This window comes from Actinomyces dentalis DSM 19115, assembly GCF_000429225.1.
Taxonomy (GTDB): domain Bacteria; phylum Actinomycetota; class Actinomycetes; order Actinomycetales; family Actinomycetaceae; genus Actinomyces; species Actinomyces dentalis.
Map to the genome: position 1 here is coordinate 42,633 of NZ_AUBL01000024.1, position 19,823 is coordinate 62,455.

At 74.9% G+C, this 19,823-nt stretch carries 17 protein-coding genes and 1 pseudogene; 16 read left to right on the forward strand and 2 right to left on the reverse strand.

The genetic code is table 11. The features are described 5' to 3' along the window. The first annotated feature begins 26 nt into the window (after positions 1-26). From pgsA to G446_RS0106605, 15 genes are all read left to right on the forward strand, one after another. Positions 27-698, forward strand: coding sequence for a phosphatidylinositol phosphate synthase (gene pgsA / locus G446_RS0106535; RefSeq protein WP_026409555.1), 672 nt, complete (start codon positions 27-29; stop codon positions 696-698). After that, positions 695-1,672: a phosphatidylinositol mannoside acyltransferase gene (locus G446_RS0106540; RefSeq protein ID WP_026409556.1), complete on the forward strand. Its 978-nt coding sequence runs from the start codon at positions 695-697 to the stop codon at positions 1,670-1,672. The genes pgsA and G446_RS0106540 overlap by 4 nt, the downstream gene beginning before the upstream one ends. Beyond that, positions 1,669-2,862 (forward strand): glycosyltransferase family 4 protein, encoded by a 1,194-nt coding sequence (locus G446_RS0106545; RefSeq protein WP_026409557.1) that lies wholly within the window; start codon positions 1,669-1,671, stop codon positions 2,860-2,862. Before G446_RS0106540 ends, G446_RS0106545 begins: the two co-directional genes overlap by 4 nt. A gap of 1 nt (position 2,863) precedes the next feature. Continuing rightward, entirely contained in the window at positions 2,864-3,565 is a 702-nt protein-coding gene (locus G446_RS0106550) for a hypothetical protein (RefSeq protein WP_423753955.1), read from the forward strand. Further along, positions 3,562-4,842: a PrsW family glutamic-type intramembrane protease gene (locus tag G446_RS16380; RefSeq protein WP_245574614.1), complete on the forward strand. Its 1,281-nt coding sequence runs from the start codon at positions 3,562-3,564 to the stop codon at positions 4,840-4,842. Before G446_RS0106550 ends, G446_RS16380 begins: the two co-directional genes overlap by 4 nt. A gap of 5 nt (positions 4,843-4,847) precedes the next feature. Next, a complete protein-coding gene (locus tag G446_RS0106560; RefSeq protein ID WP_084779049.1) occupies positions 4,848-5,537 on the forward strand; it encodes an NUDIX hydrolase in 690 nt (229 codons plus the stop codon). A gap of 225 nt (positions 5,538-5,762) precedes the next feature. Beyond that, entirely contained in the window at positions 5,763-6,527 is a 765-nt protein-coding gene (locus G446_RS0106565; RefSeq protein WP_026409560.1) for a YebC/PmpR family DNA-binding transcriptional regulator, read from the forward strand. Positions 6,528-6,614: 87 nt separating this feature from the next. Next, positions 6,615-7,235 (forward strand): crossover junction endodeoxyribonuclease RuvC, encoded by a 621-nt coding sequence (locus tag G446_RS0106570; protein ID WP_084779051.1) that lies wholly within the window; start codon positions 6,615-6,617, stop codon positions 7,233-7,235. Positions 7,236-7,329: 94 nt separating this feature from the next. Beyond that, a complete protein-coding gene (gene ruvA / locus G446_RS0106575; protein WP_026409562.1) occupies positions 7,330-7,965 on the forward strand; it encodes a Holliday junction branch migration protein RuvA in 636 nt (211 codons plus the stop codon). Further along, positions 7,958-8,980, forward strand: coding sequence for a Holliday junction branch migration DNA helicase RuvB (gene ruvB / locus G446_RS0106580; RefSeq protein WP_026409563.1), 1,023 nt, complete (start codon positions 7,958-7,960; stop codon positions 8,978-8,980). Before ruvA ends, ruvB begins: the two co-directional genes overlap by 8 nt. A gap of 158 nt (positions 8,981-9,138) precedes the next feature. Next, complete coding sequence (locus tag G446_RS18660; RefSeq protein WP_051285723.1) at positions 9,139-9,597, forward strand: preprotein translocase subunit YajC; 459 nt, start codon at positions 9,139-9,141, stop codon at positions 9,595-9,597. Between the two features lie 47 nt (positions 9,598-9,644). Then, positions 9,645-11,714 (forward strand): protein translocase subunit SecD, encoded by a 2,070-nt coding sequence (secD, locus tag G446_RS0106590; RefSeq protein WP_026409564.1) that lies wholly within the window; start codon positions 9,645-9,647, stop codon positions 11,712-11,714. Then, positions 11,711-12,820, forward strand: a complete 1,110-nt coding sequence (gene secF, locus G446_RS0106595; protein ID WP_026409565.1) for a protein translocase subunit SecF — start codon at positions 11,711-11,713, stop codon at positions 12,818-12,820. The genes secD and secF overlap by 4 nt, the downstream gene beginning before the upstream one ends. Further along, complete coding sequence (locus G446_RS0106600; protein WP_026409566.1) at positions 12,817-13,368, forward strand: adenine phosphoribosyltransferase; 552 nt, start codon at positions 12,817-12,819, stop codon at positions 13,366-13,368. Before secF ends, G446_RS0106600 begins: the two co-directional genes overlap by 4 nt. Positions 13,369-13,500: 132 nt before the next feature. Further along, on the forward strand, positions 13,501-15,831 hold the full coding sequence (locus G446_RS0106605) for a RelA/SpoT family protein (RefSeq protein ID WP_026409567.1): 2,331 nt from the start codon (positions 13,501-13,503) through the stop codon (positions 15,829-15,831). Positions 15,832-15,900: 69 nt separating this feature from the next. On the opposite strand, the gene G446_RS16390 is transcribed toward G446_RS0106605, so the two are convergent. Both G446_RS16390 and G446_RS0106615 read right to left on the reverse strand, forming a co-directional pair. Then, complete coding sequence (locus tag G446_RS16390) at positions 15,901-16,557, reverse strand: hypothetical protein (RefSeq protein ID WP_051285724.1); 657 nt, start codon at positions 16,555-16,557, stop codon at positions 15,901-15,903. A gap of 232 nt (positions 16,558-16,789) precedes the next feature. Next, positions 16,790-18,610, reverse strand: a complete 1,821-nt coding sequence (locus G446_RS0106615; protein WP_026409568.1) for a DUF349 domain-containing protein — start codon at positions 18,608-18,610, stop codon at positions 16,790-16,792. A 460-nt stretch (positions 18,611-19,070) separates the two neighbouring features. Between G446_RS0106615 and G446_RS16395 the strand changes: the two are divergent. Then, positions 19,071-19,463: pseudogene (locus G446_RS16395) on the forward strand (IS30 family transposase); the annotation flags it as partial. Positions 19,464-19,823 lie beyond the last annotated feature (360 nt).

Consider the following 19,823-nt stretch of genomic DNA (forward strand, 5'->3'; position numbering starts at 1 on the left):
ACGACCCACCCCGTTGTGAGGAAGACATGCTCGGACAGCACGGACGCGGCCTGACCAGGGCGCTGTTCACCCGACCCGCCCTGGCCCTGGCCAGGATCGGCGTCACCCCCAACCTGCTCACGCTCGCCGGGACGGCGCTGACCATCGGCGTCGCGGTCCTGACCCTGCCGCGGGGGCACTTCGTCGTCGGCCCCATCGCCCTGGTCCTGACCATCGTCGCCGACTCCTTCGACGGGATCCTCGCCCGGGCCACCGGGGGCTCGTCCGAGTTCGGCGCCTTCCTCGACTCGACCATGGACCGCCTGGCCGACGGCGCCGTCTTCGGCTCCCTGACCGCCTGGGCGGGCCTGCGCCTGAGAGACGGGCCCCTGCGGACCTGGACGCTGTGCCTGGGGATCGCCTGCGTCGTCCTGGCGGCCGTCGTGCCCTACGCCCAGGCCCGGGCCAAGTCCGTGGGCGCCACCGCCGCGGTGGGCATCGCCGAGCGCACCGACCGCCTCGTCGTCATCGGCGCCGCCGTCCTGGCCGCGGGCCTGGGCGCCCCGACCTGGGTCGTCACGGCGGGCCTGGCCCTGGTGGCCCTGGGCAGCCTGGTCACCGTCGCCCAGCGGGTGCTCGTCGTGCGCCGCCAACTGGTCGACGGCGCCCCGGCCCCCGCCCGCGCGGGCGGGCGGCGCGGCGCAGCGGTGAGCGCATGAGGACGCCCGGCGTCGAGAGCCTCTACCGCTTCGCCTGGCGCCACGTGCGGCGCCTGCCGAGCGGACTGGGCTACGCCCTGTTCCACCTGGCCGGGGACGCGGCCTGGCTCGCCCACCGCCTGCGCGCCGGCCGGGGCGGCGTGGGCCGGCTGGAGCGCAACCTGTCCAGGCTCCTGCCGGACGCCGACCGGCGCGAGCTGTCGCGCGCCACCAGGGCGGCCATGCGCTCCTACATGCGCTACTTCTACGAGGCCTTCGCCCTGCCCGGCCTGACCCCCGACCAGCGCGCCGCCCGGGTCCGACCCGTCATGGGCCCCGAGGTCCGCCGCGACGCGAGCCGGGGCTCCATCGTCATCGCCCTGCCCCACATGGGCAACTGGGACATGGTGGGGGCCTGGGCCTGCACCGAGCTGGCCCAGGTGCTCACGGTCGCCGAACGGCTCGAGCCGCCGGACCTGTTCGAGCAATTCGTCGCCTTCCGCCGGGGCCTGGGCATGCGCATCATCGGCCAGGCCCGCGGGGAGAGGGTCTTCGAGCCCCTCGTGGAGGCGGCGGAGCAGGGGCGCTACGTCATCGCCCTGCTGGCCGACCGCGACCTGTCCTCCTCCGGCGTCGAGGCGCCCCTGTGCGGGTGCGCGGCGCACGTGGCCGCCGGGCCGGCCGCCGTCGCCGAGCGCCTCGGACTGCCCCTGTACGCCGCCACCGTCCACTACGAGCGCCTCACCGGGGCCCGGCGCCGGGCCGCCGGCGGGCCCTGGGGCGTGGTCATCGCCCTGCACCGGGTCCCCGCGCCCCCGGGCCTGACCGGACGGGAGGCGGTCGCCGAGCGGACCCGCGCCTGGGTCGAGCGGATCGGCCCCGAGCTGGCCGCCCACGCCGTCGACTGGCACATGCTCCAGGCCGTCTTCGACGACGACCTCGACCCCGAGCGCCTGGCCCGGTCCCGGGCCCGGGAGCGGGAGGGGCGGGCATGAGAGTCGGACTGGTCTGCCCCTTCTCCCTGGACGTGCCCGGCGGCGTCCAGGCGCACGTCATGGAGCTGGCCGCCGAGCTCATGCGCCGCGGCCACGAGGTCCGGGTGCTGGCCCCCGCCTCGCAGACCCTGACGCTGCCCCCCTGGGTCACCAGCTCCGGGGACTCCGTGCCCATCCCCTACAACGGCTCCGTCGCCCGCCTCAACTTCGGGGCCGTGGTGGCGCGCCGCGCGCGCCGCTGGCTCGAGGCCGGCGACTTCGACCTGATCCACGTCCACGAGCCCATCGCCCCCAACGTGGGCCTGCTGGTCCTCCAGGCGGCCACCGGGCCCGTCGTGGCCACCTTCCACGCCGCCATGGACCGCTCCCTGGCGCGCGAGCTGCTCGCCGGCGCCGCCGGCCCGCTCATGGAGCGCATCACGGCGCGCATCGCCGTGTCCGAGGAGGCCCGGCGCACCCTCGTCCGCTTCCACGGCGGCGACGCCGTCGTCATCCCCAACGGCGTCGACGTCGCCGCCTTCGCCCGCGCCCCCCGGGACGACCCGCGCTTCGCCGGGACCCCCCAGGCGCCCACGATCGGCTTCCTCGGCCGCCTCGACGAGCCCCGCAAGGGGCTGGCCGTCCTGGCCGACGCCGTGCCGCGCGTCCTGAAGGCCGTGCCCGGGGCGCGCTTCCTCATCGCCGGGCGCGGCCGGGCCGAGGAGGCGCGCCGGGACCTGGCCCCCCACGGCGGGCGCGTCGTCTTCCTGGGGGGGATCAGCGACGAGGACAAGGCCGCCATGCTGGCCTCAGCGACCTGCTACGTCGCCCCGCAGACCGGGGGGGAGTCCTTCGGGATCGTGCTCGTCGAGGCCATGGCCGCGGGCACCCGCATCATCGCCTCCGACCTGGCGGCCTTCTCCGACGTCCTGGGGGCCGGGCGCTACGGCGCCCTGTTCCGCACCGGGGACGGGGCGGACCTGGCCCGCGTCATGATCGACACCCTCACCGACGAGGCCGGCGCGCAGCGGCGCCGGGAGGCCGCCGAGGCCGCCGTGGGCCGCTACGACTGGTCGGTGGTGGCCGACGAGATCCTCGACGTCTACGACATGGCGCTGTCCACCGCCCACACGCGCGTGAGCCCCGCCTGGTCCAGGCCCACCATCGTCGGGCGCCTGCGCGGGGTCCTGGAGGACCGCGACCGTGACTGAGATGCCCGCCCCCGCCCTCGCCCCCGCGCCGGGCGCGCCGCTGCCGGTGCCGCTGCACGTCGCGGCCCTGGGCCCGGGCCCCTCCGCCGCCTGGGCGGGCCCGGTGATCGCCGCCGTCACCGCGCTCCTCGTCCTGTGCCTGGCCGGGTGGGCGGCCTCCGCCCTGGCGGTGCGCGTCGACCGGCTCCACCGCCAGGTCCTGGGATCGCGGGCGACCCTGGAGACCCAGCTGGTCCACCGCGCCCAGGCGGCCGTCGAGCTCGCCGCCTCCAGCCGCCTCGACCCGGCCTCGGCCCTCCTGGTCTCCCGCGCCGCCCACGAGGCCCTCGAGGCCGAGGGCCCGCTGGTCGACGACCGCCTCGACTCGGCCTCGCCGCGCCAGGACCCCGATGATGCGGGCCGCTCGCGCGCCGCGATCGAGTCCGACCTCACCCGCGTGCTGCGCACGGTCCTGACCGGGCGCACGCGCGCCGAGCTCAGCGCCGACCCCCTGAGCGAGGCCGCCCTGGCGCGCCTGGACAAGGCCGCCTCCCGACTGGTCCTGGCGCGGCGCTTCCACAACACCCACGTCGCCGAGACCCGCCTGCTGCGCGCGACCTGGCCCGTCCGGATCCTCCACCTGGCCGGGCGCGCCCCGCAGCCCGCCACCTTCGACGCGGACGACGACATCACCCCCGAGCCGTCCGAGGAGGAGACGCCGTGAGCAGCCCGCAGCCCATGGGCCCCGGAGCCTGGGACCCCCGTCTACAGCACCCTCCCGCCGCCGACCCGCTGGGCCCCGCCGGCCGGCCCGGCCCCACCGGCCCGCCCGCTTCCGCCGCCCGGCCCGGCCCCGCCGGCCGAGCTGGCGCCCCGACCGGCCGCCCGGGCGCCCCGGCCGGCCCCGCGTGGGCCCAGCCGACCGCCATGCGCCGCCGGCGCCGCGGCGACATCGCCAAGTACGTGCTCACGGCGCTGGGCGCGCTGGGACTGGCGGGCCTGCTGTGGCTGATCTCCGCCACCGCGGACGAGGGCGCCAGCCTCACCGAGGCCGTGATCCTGGCCCTCATCCCCCTGCTCGTGGTGCTGCTGACGGTGTGGTGGATCGACCGCTGGGAGCCCGAGCCCCCCTCGGTGCTCCTGACCGCCTTCCTGTGGGGCGCCGGAGTCTCCACCGTCGTCTCCCTCGTGGTCAACACGACGGCGAGCATCGCCGTGGCCAACGCGACCGGACTGATCGACTCCGGCGAACTCGTCTCCACCGTCGTGTCCGCCCCCATCATCGAGGAGACGACCAAGGGGCTGGGCGTCCTCATCATCTTCCTCGTGTGGCGCCGCTGCTTCAACGGCGCCGTCGACGGCATCGTCTACGCCGCCGTCGTCGCCGCCGGCTTCGCCTTCGCCGAGAACATCCTGTACTTCGTGCGCTACTTCGACGAGATCGTGCGGACCTTCGTCATGCGCGCCATCGCCTCGCCCTTCGCCCACGTCACCTTCACGGCCTGCACGGGCCTGGCCATCGGCGCCAGCGCGCGCAGGCGCTCGCGGTCGGCCTGGGTGTGGATGACGCCCATCGGACTGGCCGGGGCCATCGCCCTGCACGCCTTCTGGAACGGCGTCCTGGCCGCCGCCCCGGCCCTGTACTTCGTCGTCGTGATCCCCTTCTCCCTGGCCTGCATCGGACTGGTCATCTGGCTGCGGTGGCGCGAGCGCATGACCATGCGCAGGCGCCTGGACGACTACGCCCGCGCCGGCTGGCTCGATCCCGCCGAGGTCACCATGATCACCACCGGGTCCGGGCGCTCCGCCGCGCGCCACTGGGCCAGGGCCCGCGGTCCGGCGGCGGTGGAGGCCATGCGGGACCTGCTCCGGGCCGCCTCCTCGCTGGCCGTCCTGCGCCAGCAGGCCCTCGACGGCCACGCCGAGGCCGACCACGCCGCCCAGGAGAGGGAGCTCCTGGAGACGGTGCGCCGCTCCAAGCAGGTCCTCGTGGGGTGGTGAGGCCCATGACGACGCCGGAGCCGGGGTCGGCGCCCGGCCCGCCGCCGGCGCCGCCAGCCTCGGCGTCCGCCGGTCCGCCGCCCGTCCTGACGCGCGACGGGCGCGATGCGAGCCGGGTGCCCGCCGACTGGGCCGAGCTCATCGACCCCGGCGAGTGGCGCCTCAACGAGGAGGGCCTGCCGGCCCGCAGCGCCGCCCGCGTCATCGCGCTGCGCCGCCGGCCCGTCCCCGCCATCCTGCTCGTGATCGGGCACGACTTCTCCGCCGCCGACCGCTCCTGGGGCTTCACGCCCGGCGGCGGCATCATGGCGGGGGAGAGCCCGCCGGAGGGCGCCGCGCGCGAACTCGCCGAGGAGACGGGGATCACGGTGGACGCGGCCTCGCTCATCGGCCCGGTGGTCGACCGCAGCTCCCGCTTCTCCTTCAACCTGGTCACCTGCCGCCAGGACGAGCTGTTCTACCTGCTGCACCTCGACGGCGACGGGGCCGGCGGCGCCGACGACGGCCTGGACCGGTCGGGGTGGACCGAGCTGGAGCGCGAGCTCCTCGACTCCCTGCGCTGGTGGCCCCTGGACGAGCTCGACGCCGCCGTGGCCGCCGGGATGACCGTCTACCCGGCCGCCCTGCCGGCCCTGGCCCGCGAGCTCCTGTCCGGCTGGGACGGGGCCGTGCGCGTCCTGCGCGAGGAGGATTGAGGCGCGGAGCCGGGGCGGGCCCGCGGCGGCGCGCGCGGCGAGATCCTCGCCACGCCGTCGTGCGCCCGCGGACCGGTGCCCGCTGCGCCCCGGGCCGACGGCGTTAGGCTTGCCCAGGTTCGCGCGGGCCCGGGGCGCCGTCCCCCGGCGGCCCGCGGACGATCTCCGGCTCCGCGCGCGGCCCGCCGGCCGCGGCGTCGGACCCAACGACTCCGAGGAGGACACATGTCCGGACACTCCAAGTGGGCGACCACGAAGCACAAGAAGGCCGCCATCGACGCCAAGCGCGGCAAGCTGTTCGCCCGCCTCATCAAGAACATCGAGGTCGCGGCCCGCACCGGCGGCGGCGACCCCGCCGGCAACCCGACCCTGTTCGACGCCATCCAGAAGGCGAAGAAGAACTCCGTGCCCGCCGACAACATCACCCGCGCCGTCAAGCGCGGATCCGGCGAGGAGGCCGGCGGCGCCGACTGGCAGACCATCATGTACGAGGGCTACGGGCCCGCCGGGGTGGCCTTCCTCGTCGAGTGCCTCACCGACAACCGCAACCGCGCCGCCTCCGACGTGCGCGTGGCCTTCACCCGCACCGGCGGCAGCCTGGCCGACCCCGGCTCCGTGGCCTACAACTTCTCCCGCAAGGGCGTGGTCGAGGTCGCCAAGGCCGACGGCGTCGACGAGGACGCCATCCTCATGGCCGTGCTCGACGCCGGCGCCGAGGAGGTCGAGGAGGGGGCGGAGTCCTTCGAGATCATCTGCGACCCCGCCAACCTCGTCGCCGTGCGCAACGCCGTGACCGAGGCCGGCATGGACTACGAGTCCGCCGAGTCGCAGTTCGTGCCCGCCACCAGGATCGGGGTCGACCTGGAGGGCGCCCGCAGGGTCATGCGCCTGGTCGACGCCCTGGAGGACCTCGACGACGTCCAGAACGTCTACACCTCCGTGGACATCAGCGCCGAGGTCGCCGCCGGACTCGAGACCGACGAGGACTGAGCGGCCCCGCCCCGCCCGCCGTTCCGCCCCGCCCGCGCCGTGCCGGCCTCCTCGCGCGCCGTCGTCGCCCAGCAGCGGGTCCTCGGGATCGACCCCGGGCTGACCCGCTGCGGGCTGGCCTGCGTGGACATCGACCCGCGCCGCCGCGCCCGGCTGGTGGAGGTCGGGGTGGTGCGCACGCCGCCGGGCCGCAGCCCCGAGCTGCGCCTGCTGGCCGTCGCCGAGGCCCTGGACGACTGGATCGCCCGGCTCGGGCCGACGGCCGTGTCCGTCGAGCGGGTCTTCGCCCAGGACAACCTGCGCTCGGTCATCGGGGTGGCCCAGGTGATGGGCGTGGTCATGGTCGCCGGGGCGCGGGCGGGCCTGGAGGTCGCCCAGCACACCCCCAGCGAGGCCAAGGCCGCCGTCACCGGCTCGGGCACGGCCGGCAAGGCCCAGGTCCAGGCGATGGTCCAGCGGATCCTGGGTCTGGGCGCCCCGCCGCGGCCCGCCGACGCCGCCGACGCCCTGGCGCAGGCCATCTGCCACGGCTGGCGGGGCGGGGGCACGGGCAACGACGGGTCCACCGAGATGGTCTCCGCCGGCGGCTCGGTGCGCGCCGGCGCGCGCACCCCCGCCCAGCGGCGGTGGGCCGCCGCGCAGGCGGCGGCGCGGCGGACCGGGGCGGTCGACCCGCGCCGCGCCCGGCGCCGGGGCGCCGCCCCCTGACACCGGGCGCCGGCGGGTCTCGCGCCGCGCCCGGCGCCGACGCCGCCCCTGGTACAGTTCGTACAGACGTTCGACCTTCCGAAGGAGGATCCGCATGATCGCCTCCCTGCGCGGCACCGTGCTCGAGACCTCGCTGACCGGGGCGGTCATCGAGGTCGGCGGCGTCGGCATGGCCTTCCAGGCGACCCCGGCGACCCTGGCGGGCCTGCGCGCGGGCGAGGAGGGCTTCGTGCGCACCGAGCTGGTGGTGCGCGAGGACGCCCTGACCCTCTACGGCTTCGCCGACGCCGACGAGCGCCACTGCTTCCGGGTCCTGCTGGGCGCCAAGGGCGTGGGCGCCAAGCTGGCGCTGGCGATCCTGGCGGTCCACACCCCCGACGCCCTGCGCCGGGCCGTCGCCGCCGACGACGTCGCCGCCCTCAGGCGGGTGCCGGGGCTGGGGCCCAAGGGCGCCCAGCGGGTCATGATCGACGTGGCCGACAAGCTCGGCCCGCCCTCCGGCGACGGCCCCGCCGCGGACGCCGGGACGGCCCCGCCGGACGAGGGGGCCGCCAACCCCGACGTCGTGGCCGCCCTGGTCCAGCTGGGGTGGAACGAGGCCGTGGCGACCCGGGCCGTCGCCTCCGCCGAGGCCGCCCACCGCGACGAGGCGGGGCGGGACGCCGTCCTGGCGGTCCCCGAGCTGCTGCGGGCCTCGCTGCGCCGGCTGGGGGGCGGTCGCCGTGTCTGAGGGGCGCTTCGTCGGGTCGGGCGCCGACGAGACCGAGCGCGCCGCCGAGGCGGCCCTGCGCCCCAGGCGCCTGGAGGACTTCGTGGGCCAGGAGGTCGTGCGCGGCCAGCTCTCCGTCGTCCTGCGCGCCTCCCTGGCGCGGGGGACCTGCCCCGACCACGTGCTGCTGTCCGGCCCCCCCGGGCTGGGCAAGACGACCCTGGCCATGATCATCGCCGCCGAGGTCGACGGCTCCCTGCGGCTGACCTCGGGCCCGGCGATCCAGCACGCCGGCGACCTGGCCGCCATCCTGTCCTCCCTGGAGGAGGGCGACGTGCTGTTCATCGACGAGATCCACCGCCTGGCCCGCACCGCCGAGGAGATGCTCTACCTGGCGATGGAGGACTACCGGGTCGACGTCGTCGTCGGCAAGGGGCCGGGGGCGACCTCCATCCCCCTGTCCCTGCCGCCCTTCACCGTCGTGGGCGCCACGACCCGGGCGGGACTGCTGCCCGCGCCGCTGCGCGACCGCTTCGGCTTCACCGGGCACCTGGAGTACTACGGGCCGGGCGAGCTGTCGCGCATCCTGGCCCGCTCCGCCGGCCTGCTGGGCGTGAACCTGGAGGAGGAGGCGGCGGGGGAGCTGGCCCGGCGCTCGCGCGGCACCCCGCGCATCGCCAACCGCCTCCTGCGCCGCGTCCAGGACTGGGCGGAGGTCCACGGCACGCCCGGGCGCCTGGACCTGACGGCCGCGCGCGCGGCCCTGGAGGTCTTCGAGGTCGACGCCCTGGGCCTGGACCGCCTCGACCGGGCCGTGCTCCAGGCGCTGTGCACCCGCTTCGCCGCGGGGCCCGTGGGCCTGACCACGCTGGCGGTCAGCGTGGGGGAGGAGCCGGAGACGGTCGAGACGGTCGCCGAGCCCTACCTCGTGCGCGAGGGCCTGGTGGTGCGCACGCCGCGCGGCCGGCAGGCCACGTCGGCCGCCTACGAGCACCTGGGGCTGGCCGCGCCGCCCGGCGGGGCGCTCTTCGCGTGAGCCCGCGCGCCCGGGATCGGCCGGCGGCGGGCCCCGGCCCGTGACCGGCCCGTGATGCGGGCGGTCGCGTCTCACACCCGGCGCGCTTGACCGGTGGCCTAGACTCACGGAGGCCCCTCTTGACCGGGGCGCCCCGACCCCGGAACGGAGAACACTCGATGACGCTGTGGATGATCCTGATCATGCTCATCGGCTTCTGGCTCGTCTCGCGCTTCGCGAACAAGCAGCAGCAGAAGATGCTCGAGGAGCAGAAGCGCCGCACCGACGAGGCCCTGGTGGTCGGGAACTGGGTCAAGACCCGGGCGGGCTTCTACGGCACGGTCGTGGAGATCGACGGCGACGTCGTCACCCTGGCCACGCCGCTGGGGGACGAGTCCCTGTGGGAGAAGAGCGCCATCCTCGGCGCCGAGGAGCCGCCCTTCGCCTCCACGGCGCAGGACGACGAGGCGCAGGACGCCCAGGACGACGTCGCCGGCCTCATCGCCGATGACGACGCCGCCTTCGAGGACGACGACGACGCCGAGTCCGGGGCGCAGGACGAGGCCGATGACGACGCCGACGCCGCCTCCGGGGCGGATGACGCCGACGCCGTCGAGGGCGAGGGCCGCCGCGCCTGAGCGCCGTGCCCGCCCGCCACCGAGAACCCCTCTGAGGAAGAGACCGCGTGTCCAGAAAGCAGACCAAGCACCCGGGGCGCCGCCTCCTGACGCTGCTCCTCGCCATCGTCGTGGGCTACTCCGCCCTGGCCTTCGGGACGGCGACGCACCGCACCACCATGACGCCGGGCCTCGCGCTCGACCTGGAGGGCGGCACCCAGATCATCCTGACCCCCACGACCTCGGACGGGTCGGAGATCACCGACGAGAACGTCAACGAGGCCATCGGGGTCATCCGCCAGCGCGTGGACGCCTCCGGCGTCTCCGAGGCGCAGATCTCCCGCCAGGGCGGGCAGAACATCGTCGTCTCGCTGCCCGGCACCCCCAGCCCCGAGACCCTGGAGCTGGTGCGCACCTCGGCCGTGCTCTACTTCCGCCCGGTCATCCGCGTCATCCAGGGCTCGGCCGCCGCGCTCGCCCAGGTGCGCAACCAGATCGCCCAGCAGGCGGCCTCCGCCTCGGCCGGCGCCCCGGCCACCGCCCCCGAGCAGGCCACCGCCCCCGCCGCCGAGCCCACGGCGGACCAGGCGGGATCCGAGGGGGAGGGCGCCGAGGGCGCGGCGGAGCGGGCCACGGACCAGGCGGGCGCCGAGGGCGCCCAGGAGGGCGCGAGCGCGGCGCCGACGCCCGCCCCGACGGCCCTGACGACCGTCACCCCCGAGGAGGTCGCCACGTCCATGGCCGACGTCAACGGCGACGGCGCCATCGGCTCCGACCCGCTGCCGGCCACCTCGCAGGACAACTCCTCCGACAGCTGGATCACCGAGCAGCTCCTCTACGACGCCTACATGACCGACTGCAAGGCGCCGGGGAACCTCACCGGCCAGGCGCAGGACCCGTCCGCGGCCGTCATCTCCTGCGCCAAGGACGGCTCCGGCGCCACCTACATCCTGGGCCCCGCGGACATCGCCGGCACTGACATCGCCAACGCCAACGCCGGGCTGGAGACCACCGACCAGGGGACGACGACGAACAACTGGGTCGTCTCCCTGGAATTCGACAAGGAGGGCACCGCCGCCTTCGCCGAGGTCTCCAAGCGGCTGCTCGCCTACCGCGACAAGGCCGCCGCCGCCGGCTCCAACCAGAACGGCGTCCAGAGCACCGACTCGCAGAAGGCGCAGTTCGCCATCGTCCTGGACGGCCTGACCATCATGGCCTCGGGCTTCAACCCCTCCGTCGTGTCGCCCATCACCGACGGGCGCGTGCAGATCACCGGCGGCTTCACCCAGGCGCAGGCCAAGACGCTGGCCAACCAGCTCTCCTTCGGCTCCCTGCCGCTGACCTTCACCGTCCAGTCCGAGCAGCAGATCTCCGCGACCCTGGGCACCGAGCAGCTGCGCAACGGGCTCATCGCCGGGCTCGTGGGCTTCCTGCTCATCATCGTCTACCTGCTGTGGCAGTACCGGGGCCTGGCGGTGGTCGCCGTGGCCTCCCTGATCGCGGCCGCCGCATCGACCTACCTGGTCATCGCCCTGCTGTCCTGGTCGATGGGATACCGGCTCTCCCTGGCGGGCGTGGCCGGGCTCATCATCTCCATCGGCATCACCATGGACTCCTTCATCATCTACTTCGAGAGGGTCCGCGACGAGGTCCGCCACGGCAGGACCCTGGTGGCCGCCGTCGACGAGGGGTGGACGCACGCCCGGCGCACCATCATCGTCTCCGACGCCGTCAACCTCGTGGCCGCCGTCGTGCTGTACTTCCTGGCCGTGGGCGGAGTGCAGGGCTTCGCCTTCACCCTGGGCGTGACCACCGTCGTCGACCTGGCCATCATCATCCTCTTCACCCACCCGATGATGGTGCAGATCCTGCGCATCCGCTTCTTCGGCGAGGGCCACCGCCTGTCCGGGCTGGACCCCGAGCACCTGGGCGCCCGGTCCCTGGCCGCCTACGGCAGGGGCCGCCAGGCGGCCGCCGACGCCGTCGTGGGCTCCCTGGCCCGGCGCAAGGCCCGGGCCGCCGAGCGCACCGCGGACTCCGGGGCCGGAGTCGACCCCGGACCGCCCGAATCGACCGGGCCCGACGACGCCGACGCCGTCGAGGCGGCCACCAGCGGAAAGGACGGTGAGGGCAAGTGAAGAGCCTCGCCACCCTCGGCAACGAGCTCTACTCGGGCCGCACCTCCATCCCCTTCATCGCCAGGCGGCGCATCTGGTACACCATCGCCGCCGTCGTCATCGCCGTCTCCGCGATCCTCGTGGTCAGGCCCGGCCTCAACCCCGGCATCGACTTCAAGGGCGGCACCGAGGTGACCGTGACCGGCGTGCCCTCCCCCTCCGAGGGCCCCGCCAACGACGTCCTGAGCGCTCAGGGGCTGTCCGCCAGCTCCGCGGTGACGACCATGGGCTCGTCCTCGGTGCGGGTGCAGACCAATGAGCTGAGCAAGGCCGCCTCCGACTCCCTGAGCGCCGCCCTGGCCCAGGCGTACGGGGTGGACGCCGCCAACGTGTCCGCCACGACGATCGGCCCGACCTGGTCCTCGGACGTGACCGGCAAGGCCGTGCGCGGCCTGGTCATCTTCTTCCTGCTGGTCGGCGCCCTCATCTGGGCCTACTTCCGCACCTGGAAGATGGCGGCGGCGGCGCTGCTGGCCCTGACCCACGACATCATCATCACCGTGGGCGTCTACGCCGCCTCCCGCTTCGAGGTCACCCCCGCCACCATCATCGGCGTGCTCACCATCCTCGGCTACTCCCTGTACGACACGGTCGTCGTCTTCGACAAGATCCGCGAGAACACGGAGGCCTTCGAGGCCCAGACCCGCTCGACCTACGCCGAGCTGGCCAACCTGGCGGTCAACCAGACCTTCATCCGGTCCATCAACACCTCCGTGGTCGGGGTCCTGCCCGTCGCCTCGCTGCTCGTCGTGGGCGCCTTCATCCTGGGCGCGGGCACCCTGCGCGACATCGCCCTGACCCTGTTCATCGGCATGATCGCCGGGACCCTGTCCTCGGTCTTCCTGGCCACCCCCCTGCTGGTGGACATGCGCAGCCGGGAGAGGGGCGTGCGCGAGCAGGCCGAGCGGGTCGCCGTCGCCCGCGGCCGGCGCCTGGAGCAGGCCGCCGACGACGACGAGCGCGAGGCCCTGGCCGCCGCCCCGGCCGCCTCGCCCCTCGTGCCCGGCCACCACCTGGGCGTGAGCGCCCAGCCCAAGAACCTGGCCAAGAGAAGGAGGCGCTCATGACCGCCCTGCCCCTGCCGGCCGAGCTGACCGAGCTCGTCCTGGACAACCTGCGCGAGATCCCCGACTTCCCCGAGCCCGGCGTCCTGTTCCGCGACATCACCCCGCTGCTGGCCAACGGCGAGGCCTTCGCCACCCTCATCGACGGGCTGGCCGGCCACTACCGCGGCCGCATCGACGCCGTCGCCGGGCTGGAGTCGCGCGGCTTCATCCTGGCCGCGCCGCTGGCCGTGCGCCTGGGCATCGGCATGCTCACCGTGCGCAAGGGGGGCAAGCTCCCCGGCCCGGTCGTGGGCGTCGACTACGACCTGGAGTACGGCACGGCCCGCATGGAGCTGCGCCCGGAGACGGTCGTGCCCGGCCAGAGGGTCCTGGTCATCGACGACGTCCTGGCCACCGGCGGCACCGCCTCGGCCTCCATCAGCCTGCTCGAGCGGGCCGGGGCGAAGATCGAGGCCGTGTGCATGCTGCTGGAGCTGGCGGGCCTGGGCGGGCGCGAGAGACTGCCCGGCCGGAGCATCGACTCCGTCGTCGTCTTCCCCAGCGCCTGACCCCCGTCCCCGCAGCGCGGGGCGAGGGCCCCACGGCCCCGGCCCTGACGGGCGCCCGGCCCCGCCCCCGCAGCGCGCGGCCGCGGCCGACCTCGGCGAGAACGCGCCGCCCGGCGCGGCTATGATCCGGCCATGACGGAGACGAAGACCATTCACGACGCCGGCAGCCAGACCGTCGTCCCGGGTTCGCGCGTCCGCAGCCGTCTGGCCTGGTTCGGTTCCCGCGGGCACTCCACCCCGCCGGCGATCGAGCCGCTCATGCGCGCCCTGCGCGCCAACCACCCCAAGGCGGACACCCGCCTGATCGTGCGCGCCTACGAGGTCGCCGAGAAGGCCCACGCCGGGCAGCGCCGCAAGTCCGGCGGCCCCTACATCACCCACCCGGTGGCGGTGGCGACCATCCTCGCCGAGCTCGGCATGACCCCCCAGACGCTCGCCGCCGCCCTCCTGCACGACACCGTGGAGGACACCGACTACACCCTGGACCGCCTGCGGGCCGACTTCGGCGACGAGATCGCCCTGCTGGTCGACGGCGTCACCAAGCTCGACAAGCTCCAGTACGGCCAGGCCGCCCAGGCCGAGACGGTCCGCAAGATGATCGTGGCCATGTCCAAGGACATCCGCGTCCTGCTCATCAAGCTCGGCGACCGCCTCCACAACGCGCGCACCTGGAAGTACGTCTCGGCGGAGAACGCCTCCCGCAAGGCCAAGGAGACCCTGGAGATCTACGCGCCCCTGGCCCACCGCCTGGGCCTGAACGCCATCAAGTGGGAGCTGGAGGACCGCTCCTTCAAGGCCCTGTACCCCGGCGTCTACGAGGAGATCGAGCACATGGTGGCCGAGCGGGCGCCCGCCCGCGAGGAGTACCTGCGCCAGGTGCGCCTCCAGATCGAGGAGGACCTGCGGGTCAACCGGATCAAGGGCACGGTCACCGGCCGCCCCAAGCACTACTACTCGATCTACCAGAAGATGATCGTGCGCGGCAAGGAGTTCGACGACATCTACGACCTGGTGGCCGTGCGCGTCATCGTCGACACCGTGCAGGACTGCTACGCCGTCCTCGGCTCGCTGCACTCGCGCTGGACGCCCATGTCCGGGCGCTTCAAGGACTACATCGCCGTGCCCAAGTTCAACCTCTACCAGTCGCTGCACACCACCGTCATCGGGCCCGACGGCAAGCCGGTGGAGATCCAGATCCGCACCCACGAGATGCACCGGATGGCCGAGTACGGGGTGGCCGCCCACTGGAAGTACAAGGAGGACCCCAACGCCACCGGGCCCAGCCCCGGGCGCGGCGGCGAGGTCGTCGACGGCGGGGACATGGCCTGGCTGCGCCAGCTCGTGGACTGGCAGAAGGAGACCCAGGACCCGGCCGAGTTCCTCGACTCCCTGCGCTACGAGATGGCCGGCGCCCAGGTCTACGTCTTCACGCCCAAGGGGGACGTCCTGACCCTGCCGGGCGGGGCGACGCCGGTGGACTTCGCCTACGCCGTGCACACCGAGGTGGGCCACCGCACCGTCGGCGCCCGCGTCAACGGCCGTCTCGTGCCGCTGGACACGCGCCTGGAGAACGGCGACTCCGTGGAGGTCTTCACCTCCAAGGCGCAGGGGGCCGGGCCCAGCCGCGACTGGCTGACCTTCGTGGGCTCGACCCGCGCGCGCAACAAGATCCGCTCCTGGTTCTCCAAGGAGAGGCGCGAGGAGGCCATCGAGGAGGGCAAGGTCGCCATCGCCCGCGCCATGCGCAAGAAGAACCTGCCGATCCAGCGGCTCATGAGCCACGACTCGCTGACCGACGTCGCCACGACCCTCGACAAGGGCGACGTGGACGGCCTGTACGCCGCCGTCGGCGAGGGGCACGTCTCCGCCCAGCACGTGGTGGACACGCTCGTGGCCGCCCTGGGCGGGGAGGCCGGGACGGAGGAGACCCTCGCCGAGGGCGTGCTGCCCACCCGGGCCGCCTCCTCGCACCGGCGCCCGCGGCCCACGGACGCCGGCGTCGTCGTCGAGGGCATGGACGCCGGCGACGTGTACGTCAAGCTGGCCCGCTGCTGCACGCCCATGCCCGGGGACCCGATCGTGGGGTTCGTCACCCGCGGCTCGGGCATCTCCGTGCACCGGCGCGACTGCCAGAACGTCGAGCAGCTCCAGCGCGAACCCGAGCGGATCGTCCCGGTGAGCTGGGCCGCCAACGCGCACACCGCCTACCGGGTCCAGATCGACGTCGAGGCTCTGGACCGCGGCGGCCTGCTGGCGGACATCACCCGGGTCCTGGCCGACAACCACGTCAACCTCATGAGCGCGAACATCGGCACCAGCCGGGACCGGGTGGTCACCGGCCGCTTCGTCGTCGAGCTGGCGGCGGTGGGCCACCTGGACGACACCCTGGCCTCGCTGCGCCGCATCGACGGGGTCTTCGAGGCCCACCGCACGACCTCCGGCTCGGCCCGCCGCCAGACCTGAGCCGCGCCCGCCCTCACGGCGCGCCGGCATCGGGGCGGGGCCCTCCCGGGCTCCCCGACTGCGCCTTCCTCAGGGCGCGCCGGGCGGCAGCAGGGCGTCGATGATCCGCTGGGCCCGGGGCCTGCCGACGGCGCAGCCGCCCCGGCAGTGCTGGAGCGCCAGGAACAGGGACTGGCGCGTCGCGCCGCGGGCCCGGGCCGTCAGGATCGCCTGGACGGCCCGGGCGGGCGGGGCCGTGCGGGCCAGGTCGACGGCGGTGCGCTCCAGGCTCGTGCAGCGCATCCCGGCGATGGTCACCACGTCCCAGCGCGGCAGGCGCCCGCGGCGCACCGCGACAACCGGGCGGGCCCCGACGCGGCCCGGCAGGTTGACGGTCAGGTGCTGCGGCGCCGGGCCGCCGGCGTGCACCCACAGGGCGCCGTCGTCGGTGAGCACGGCGTAGGGCGGCACGTACTCCAGCAGCGCGGCCGCGCGTCCGCAGGGCGTGGCGACCAGGTCGAGGGGCACGCGCCCGCCCATGACCGTGACGAAGATCCTCTCGTCGAGCTCGACCACCCGCAGCAGCGAGGCCTCCTCGTCGCCGAGGCGGCCCAGGATCGGCTGCGTGGGGCGGGGGCGCAGCGCGGTGAGGACGGTCCGCGCGCTCACCGGCGGCGGAGTGCGGCGGCGCCGGGCGCTGCGGCCGGGTCGGGCGAGGGCGGTTGGGGGCGAGGGCGCGGCGGGCATGCGGCCATGGTCCCCGCCGTCGGACCCCATGACCAGGCCGGACCCCGAACCTGTGGACAACTCGGGCGCGCTCCTCCCGGTCCGGGCCCGCGGCGCGCGGGGCCGCCCGCCCATCGCGGCGCGCGGCCGCCCTCCGGGCCCGGGGCGGATGCGCGCCGCGCGGGCGAACGAAGACGCGCGCCGGCCCCGCCGCCGGGTCGGGGCGGCGGGGCCGGCGCGCCGGATCGCGTCCTCAGACGCGGGCCGAGCGGCGCACCTGCTCCAGCCAGGCGCGCCGGGCGGTCAGCGCGGCCTCGGCCTCGGCGATCTTCTTGGCGTCGCCGGCGGCGCGGGCCGCGGCCAGGTCGGATTCGAGCTCCGCGATGGAGTCCTCGAGCTGACCGGCCAGTCCCTCCGCCCGGGCCTTCGTCTCCGGGTCGGTGCGGCGCCACTCGGCGTTCTCCGCCTCGCGGATGGCGTCCTCGATGGCGCGCATGCGGCCCTCGAGACGGCGCACGGCGTTGCGAGGCACGCGGCCGGCCTCCTCCCAGGCGTCCTGGATCGGGCGCAGCGCCCTCTTGGCGGCCTTGACGTTCTTGACGGGCAGCAGGGCCTCCGCCTTGGCGAGGAGGGCCTCCTTGACCTTGAGGTTCTCGGCGAACTCGGCGTCGACGGCCTCGTCCTTGGCGCGGCGGGCGTCGAAGAAGACCTGCTGGGCGGCGCGGAACCGGGCCCACAGGGCGTCGTCCTCCTTGCGGGAGGCGCGGCCCGCCTTCTTCCACTCCTCCATGAGGGCGCGGTACTTGGCGGAGGTGCCGGCCCAGTCGGTCGACGAGGACATCTCCTGGGCGCGCTTGATGAGGGCCTCCTTGGCGGCCTTGACCTGCGCCTGCTTGGCGTCGAGCTCGCTGAAGAACTGTCGGCGGTGGCGGTCGAAGGTCGTGCGCGCGTGGCTGAAGCGCTTCCACAGGCCGTCCTCGGTGGGGCGGTCCAGGCGCGGGCCGCGCCGCTGGGCCCCCTTCCACTGCTCCAGCAGCTCGCGCAGCTCGGCGCCCGAGGACTTCCACTGGGTGCGGTCCGGGTCCTGGGCGGCGATCGCCTCGGCGCGCTCGACGATCGCGGTGCGGTCCTTCAGGGCCTGCTCCTTGGCCGCGGCGCGCTCGGCGTTGATGGCCGCCCGGCGCTCGGCGGCCACGGTGCGCAGAGCCTCGAAGCGGGCCCGCAGACCGTCCAGGTCGCCGACGGCGGCCGGGGCGGCGAGGGACTCCCCGAGCGACTTCACGGTGGAGTCGATCTCGCGGATGGACAGCTGGGGCAGGCGCATGGCGAACAGGTCCACGGTCGCCTTGAGGTCCAGGAAGCGGCGCACGTAGAAGGCCATGGCCTCGGCGATGGGGACGTCGGGGAACTGCCCGACCTCCCGCTCGGTGCCGCCGTCCTGGACGTAGACGCGGCCCTCTCCGTCGACGCGGCCCCACTTGGCGGCGTCCATGGCCTCCTCGGGGTCGATCGTCGACTCGGCGGGCGCGGGGGCCTTGGCCGGGGCGGGGGCAGTCCTGGGCTGCTCGGCCGCCTGGGGCGCCTCCGGCTGCCCGGTCGTCTGGGCGGGTTCGGGCTGCTCGGCGGACTGGGATGCTTCCGACTGCTCGGCGGACTGGGACGCCCCCGGCTGCTCGACCGTCTCGGACTCGGCCGGGGCGGCGGCCCCGGTGTCGGCGGCCCCGGCGGGCTCGGCGCTCGCGGCCTTGGCGGCGGGGGATTCCTCCGCGGGCCCGGACCCCGCCTCATTGGCGGATTCGGGGTGCTCGGCCGCCTGGGGCGCCTCCGGCTGCCCGGTCGTCTCGGGCTCGGCCTGTGCGGCGACCCCGGTGACAACGGATCTGACGGTATCGGCGGGTCCGGCGGCGGCCTCGGTCGCGTCCGCCTGTGCGGCGACCTCGTCGTCGGCCTTGACGAGCCGCTCGGCCGTCTCAGCGGGGGCCTCGGCGGGGGTCTGGGGGATGGCGGAGGCGGACTCCGTCTCGGACGTGGCAGTGGGCTCCGGCCCGGCGCTGGGCTGCGTCTGCTCGGTCACGGTGTGCTCCTTCATGGTTGACGGGGTGGGAGCGGGGGAACGCTCCGCTTCCGTTCGCGCCCGGCCGGGGCCGGGTGACTCGGGGTGCCGCCGCGGAAGAACGGCGGCACGCCGAGCCTACTCGGCGCGGGCCCGGGCGAAGAACCCGTTCCTTGCGCTGAGCGCGAGAGCGTCCCCGTCCCGGAGTGATCGCACACACAATCGGATGCGCATTCGCGGGCGTGGGTCGGCGCCCGCGGCGTCGGTCCGTCCCCGGGCACTGGGAGGGAGCCTCACCGTCGTCCTGGCCCTGACCGGCTGCGACGCGGTCTGTCCCCGGAGTACTGGGAGGCAGACCTCCTGGCGGCGTGGCAGAGCCCGTGGTGGGACGCCCGTCCCCGGGTACTGGGAGGCAGACCCGATCATCGCAGGGTGACCCCCGGCAGCGCCCTGATCACCCTGGCGGGGGCGTCGCAGCCGGTTCGTACCGGTCACCCGTCCGGCGGCGGGCCGCCGCACCCGCACCGTCACCGATGCCCCCGGGAGCATGGTCGACTCCCCGCCCCGGGCCGTGTACTCCACCATCACCCGGGGCCGGGGCGCGCAGACGGCCGGTCACGCCGCCTTCACCCTCGCCACCGACATCAAGGTCCACTTCGCCGATCCTCACAGCCCCCGGCGGCGTCCCACCAACGAGAACACAGGCGGCCCGGTCCGCGAATACTTCCCCAAGGGCACCGACTTCAACAGCGTCACCGACGCCCAGGTCCAGGCCGCCCGGGGCCGGCTCAACCGTCGCCCACGAGAAGTCTTGAACGGACAGACCCCCACCGAGATACTGGACACCATCATCAACGGTGCAACCACACCCTGACACCGCCAAGTGACGTGCTCGCGGGTTAACCTCGATCTTTCATCGTCTGGTTGGGTGGGGTTGGGCGGCGTCGTTGCCGGTGCTGCGGGGTTGATTGTGGCATGGGGGTGCGGTGGTTCGCCGCGCGTGGTGGGGCGCGGTGGTCGGTGGTGCTCGGGGGCGGGGCGGCCGGCCTCCGGGGGTCAGGGGGCGTTCTCAGGGGCGGGGGCCGGGGTCAGGGTGCGGGCAGGGTCTGGAGGCGTTCGATGCCTTGGAGGAGGAGATGGGTCCAGGGGTGGTCGGCCCTGTAGCGGATGAGGGTGCGGCGGGCGTGGCGGGCGATGGTGGCGGGGATGTGCATCAGTCGCAGGCGGATCGTCC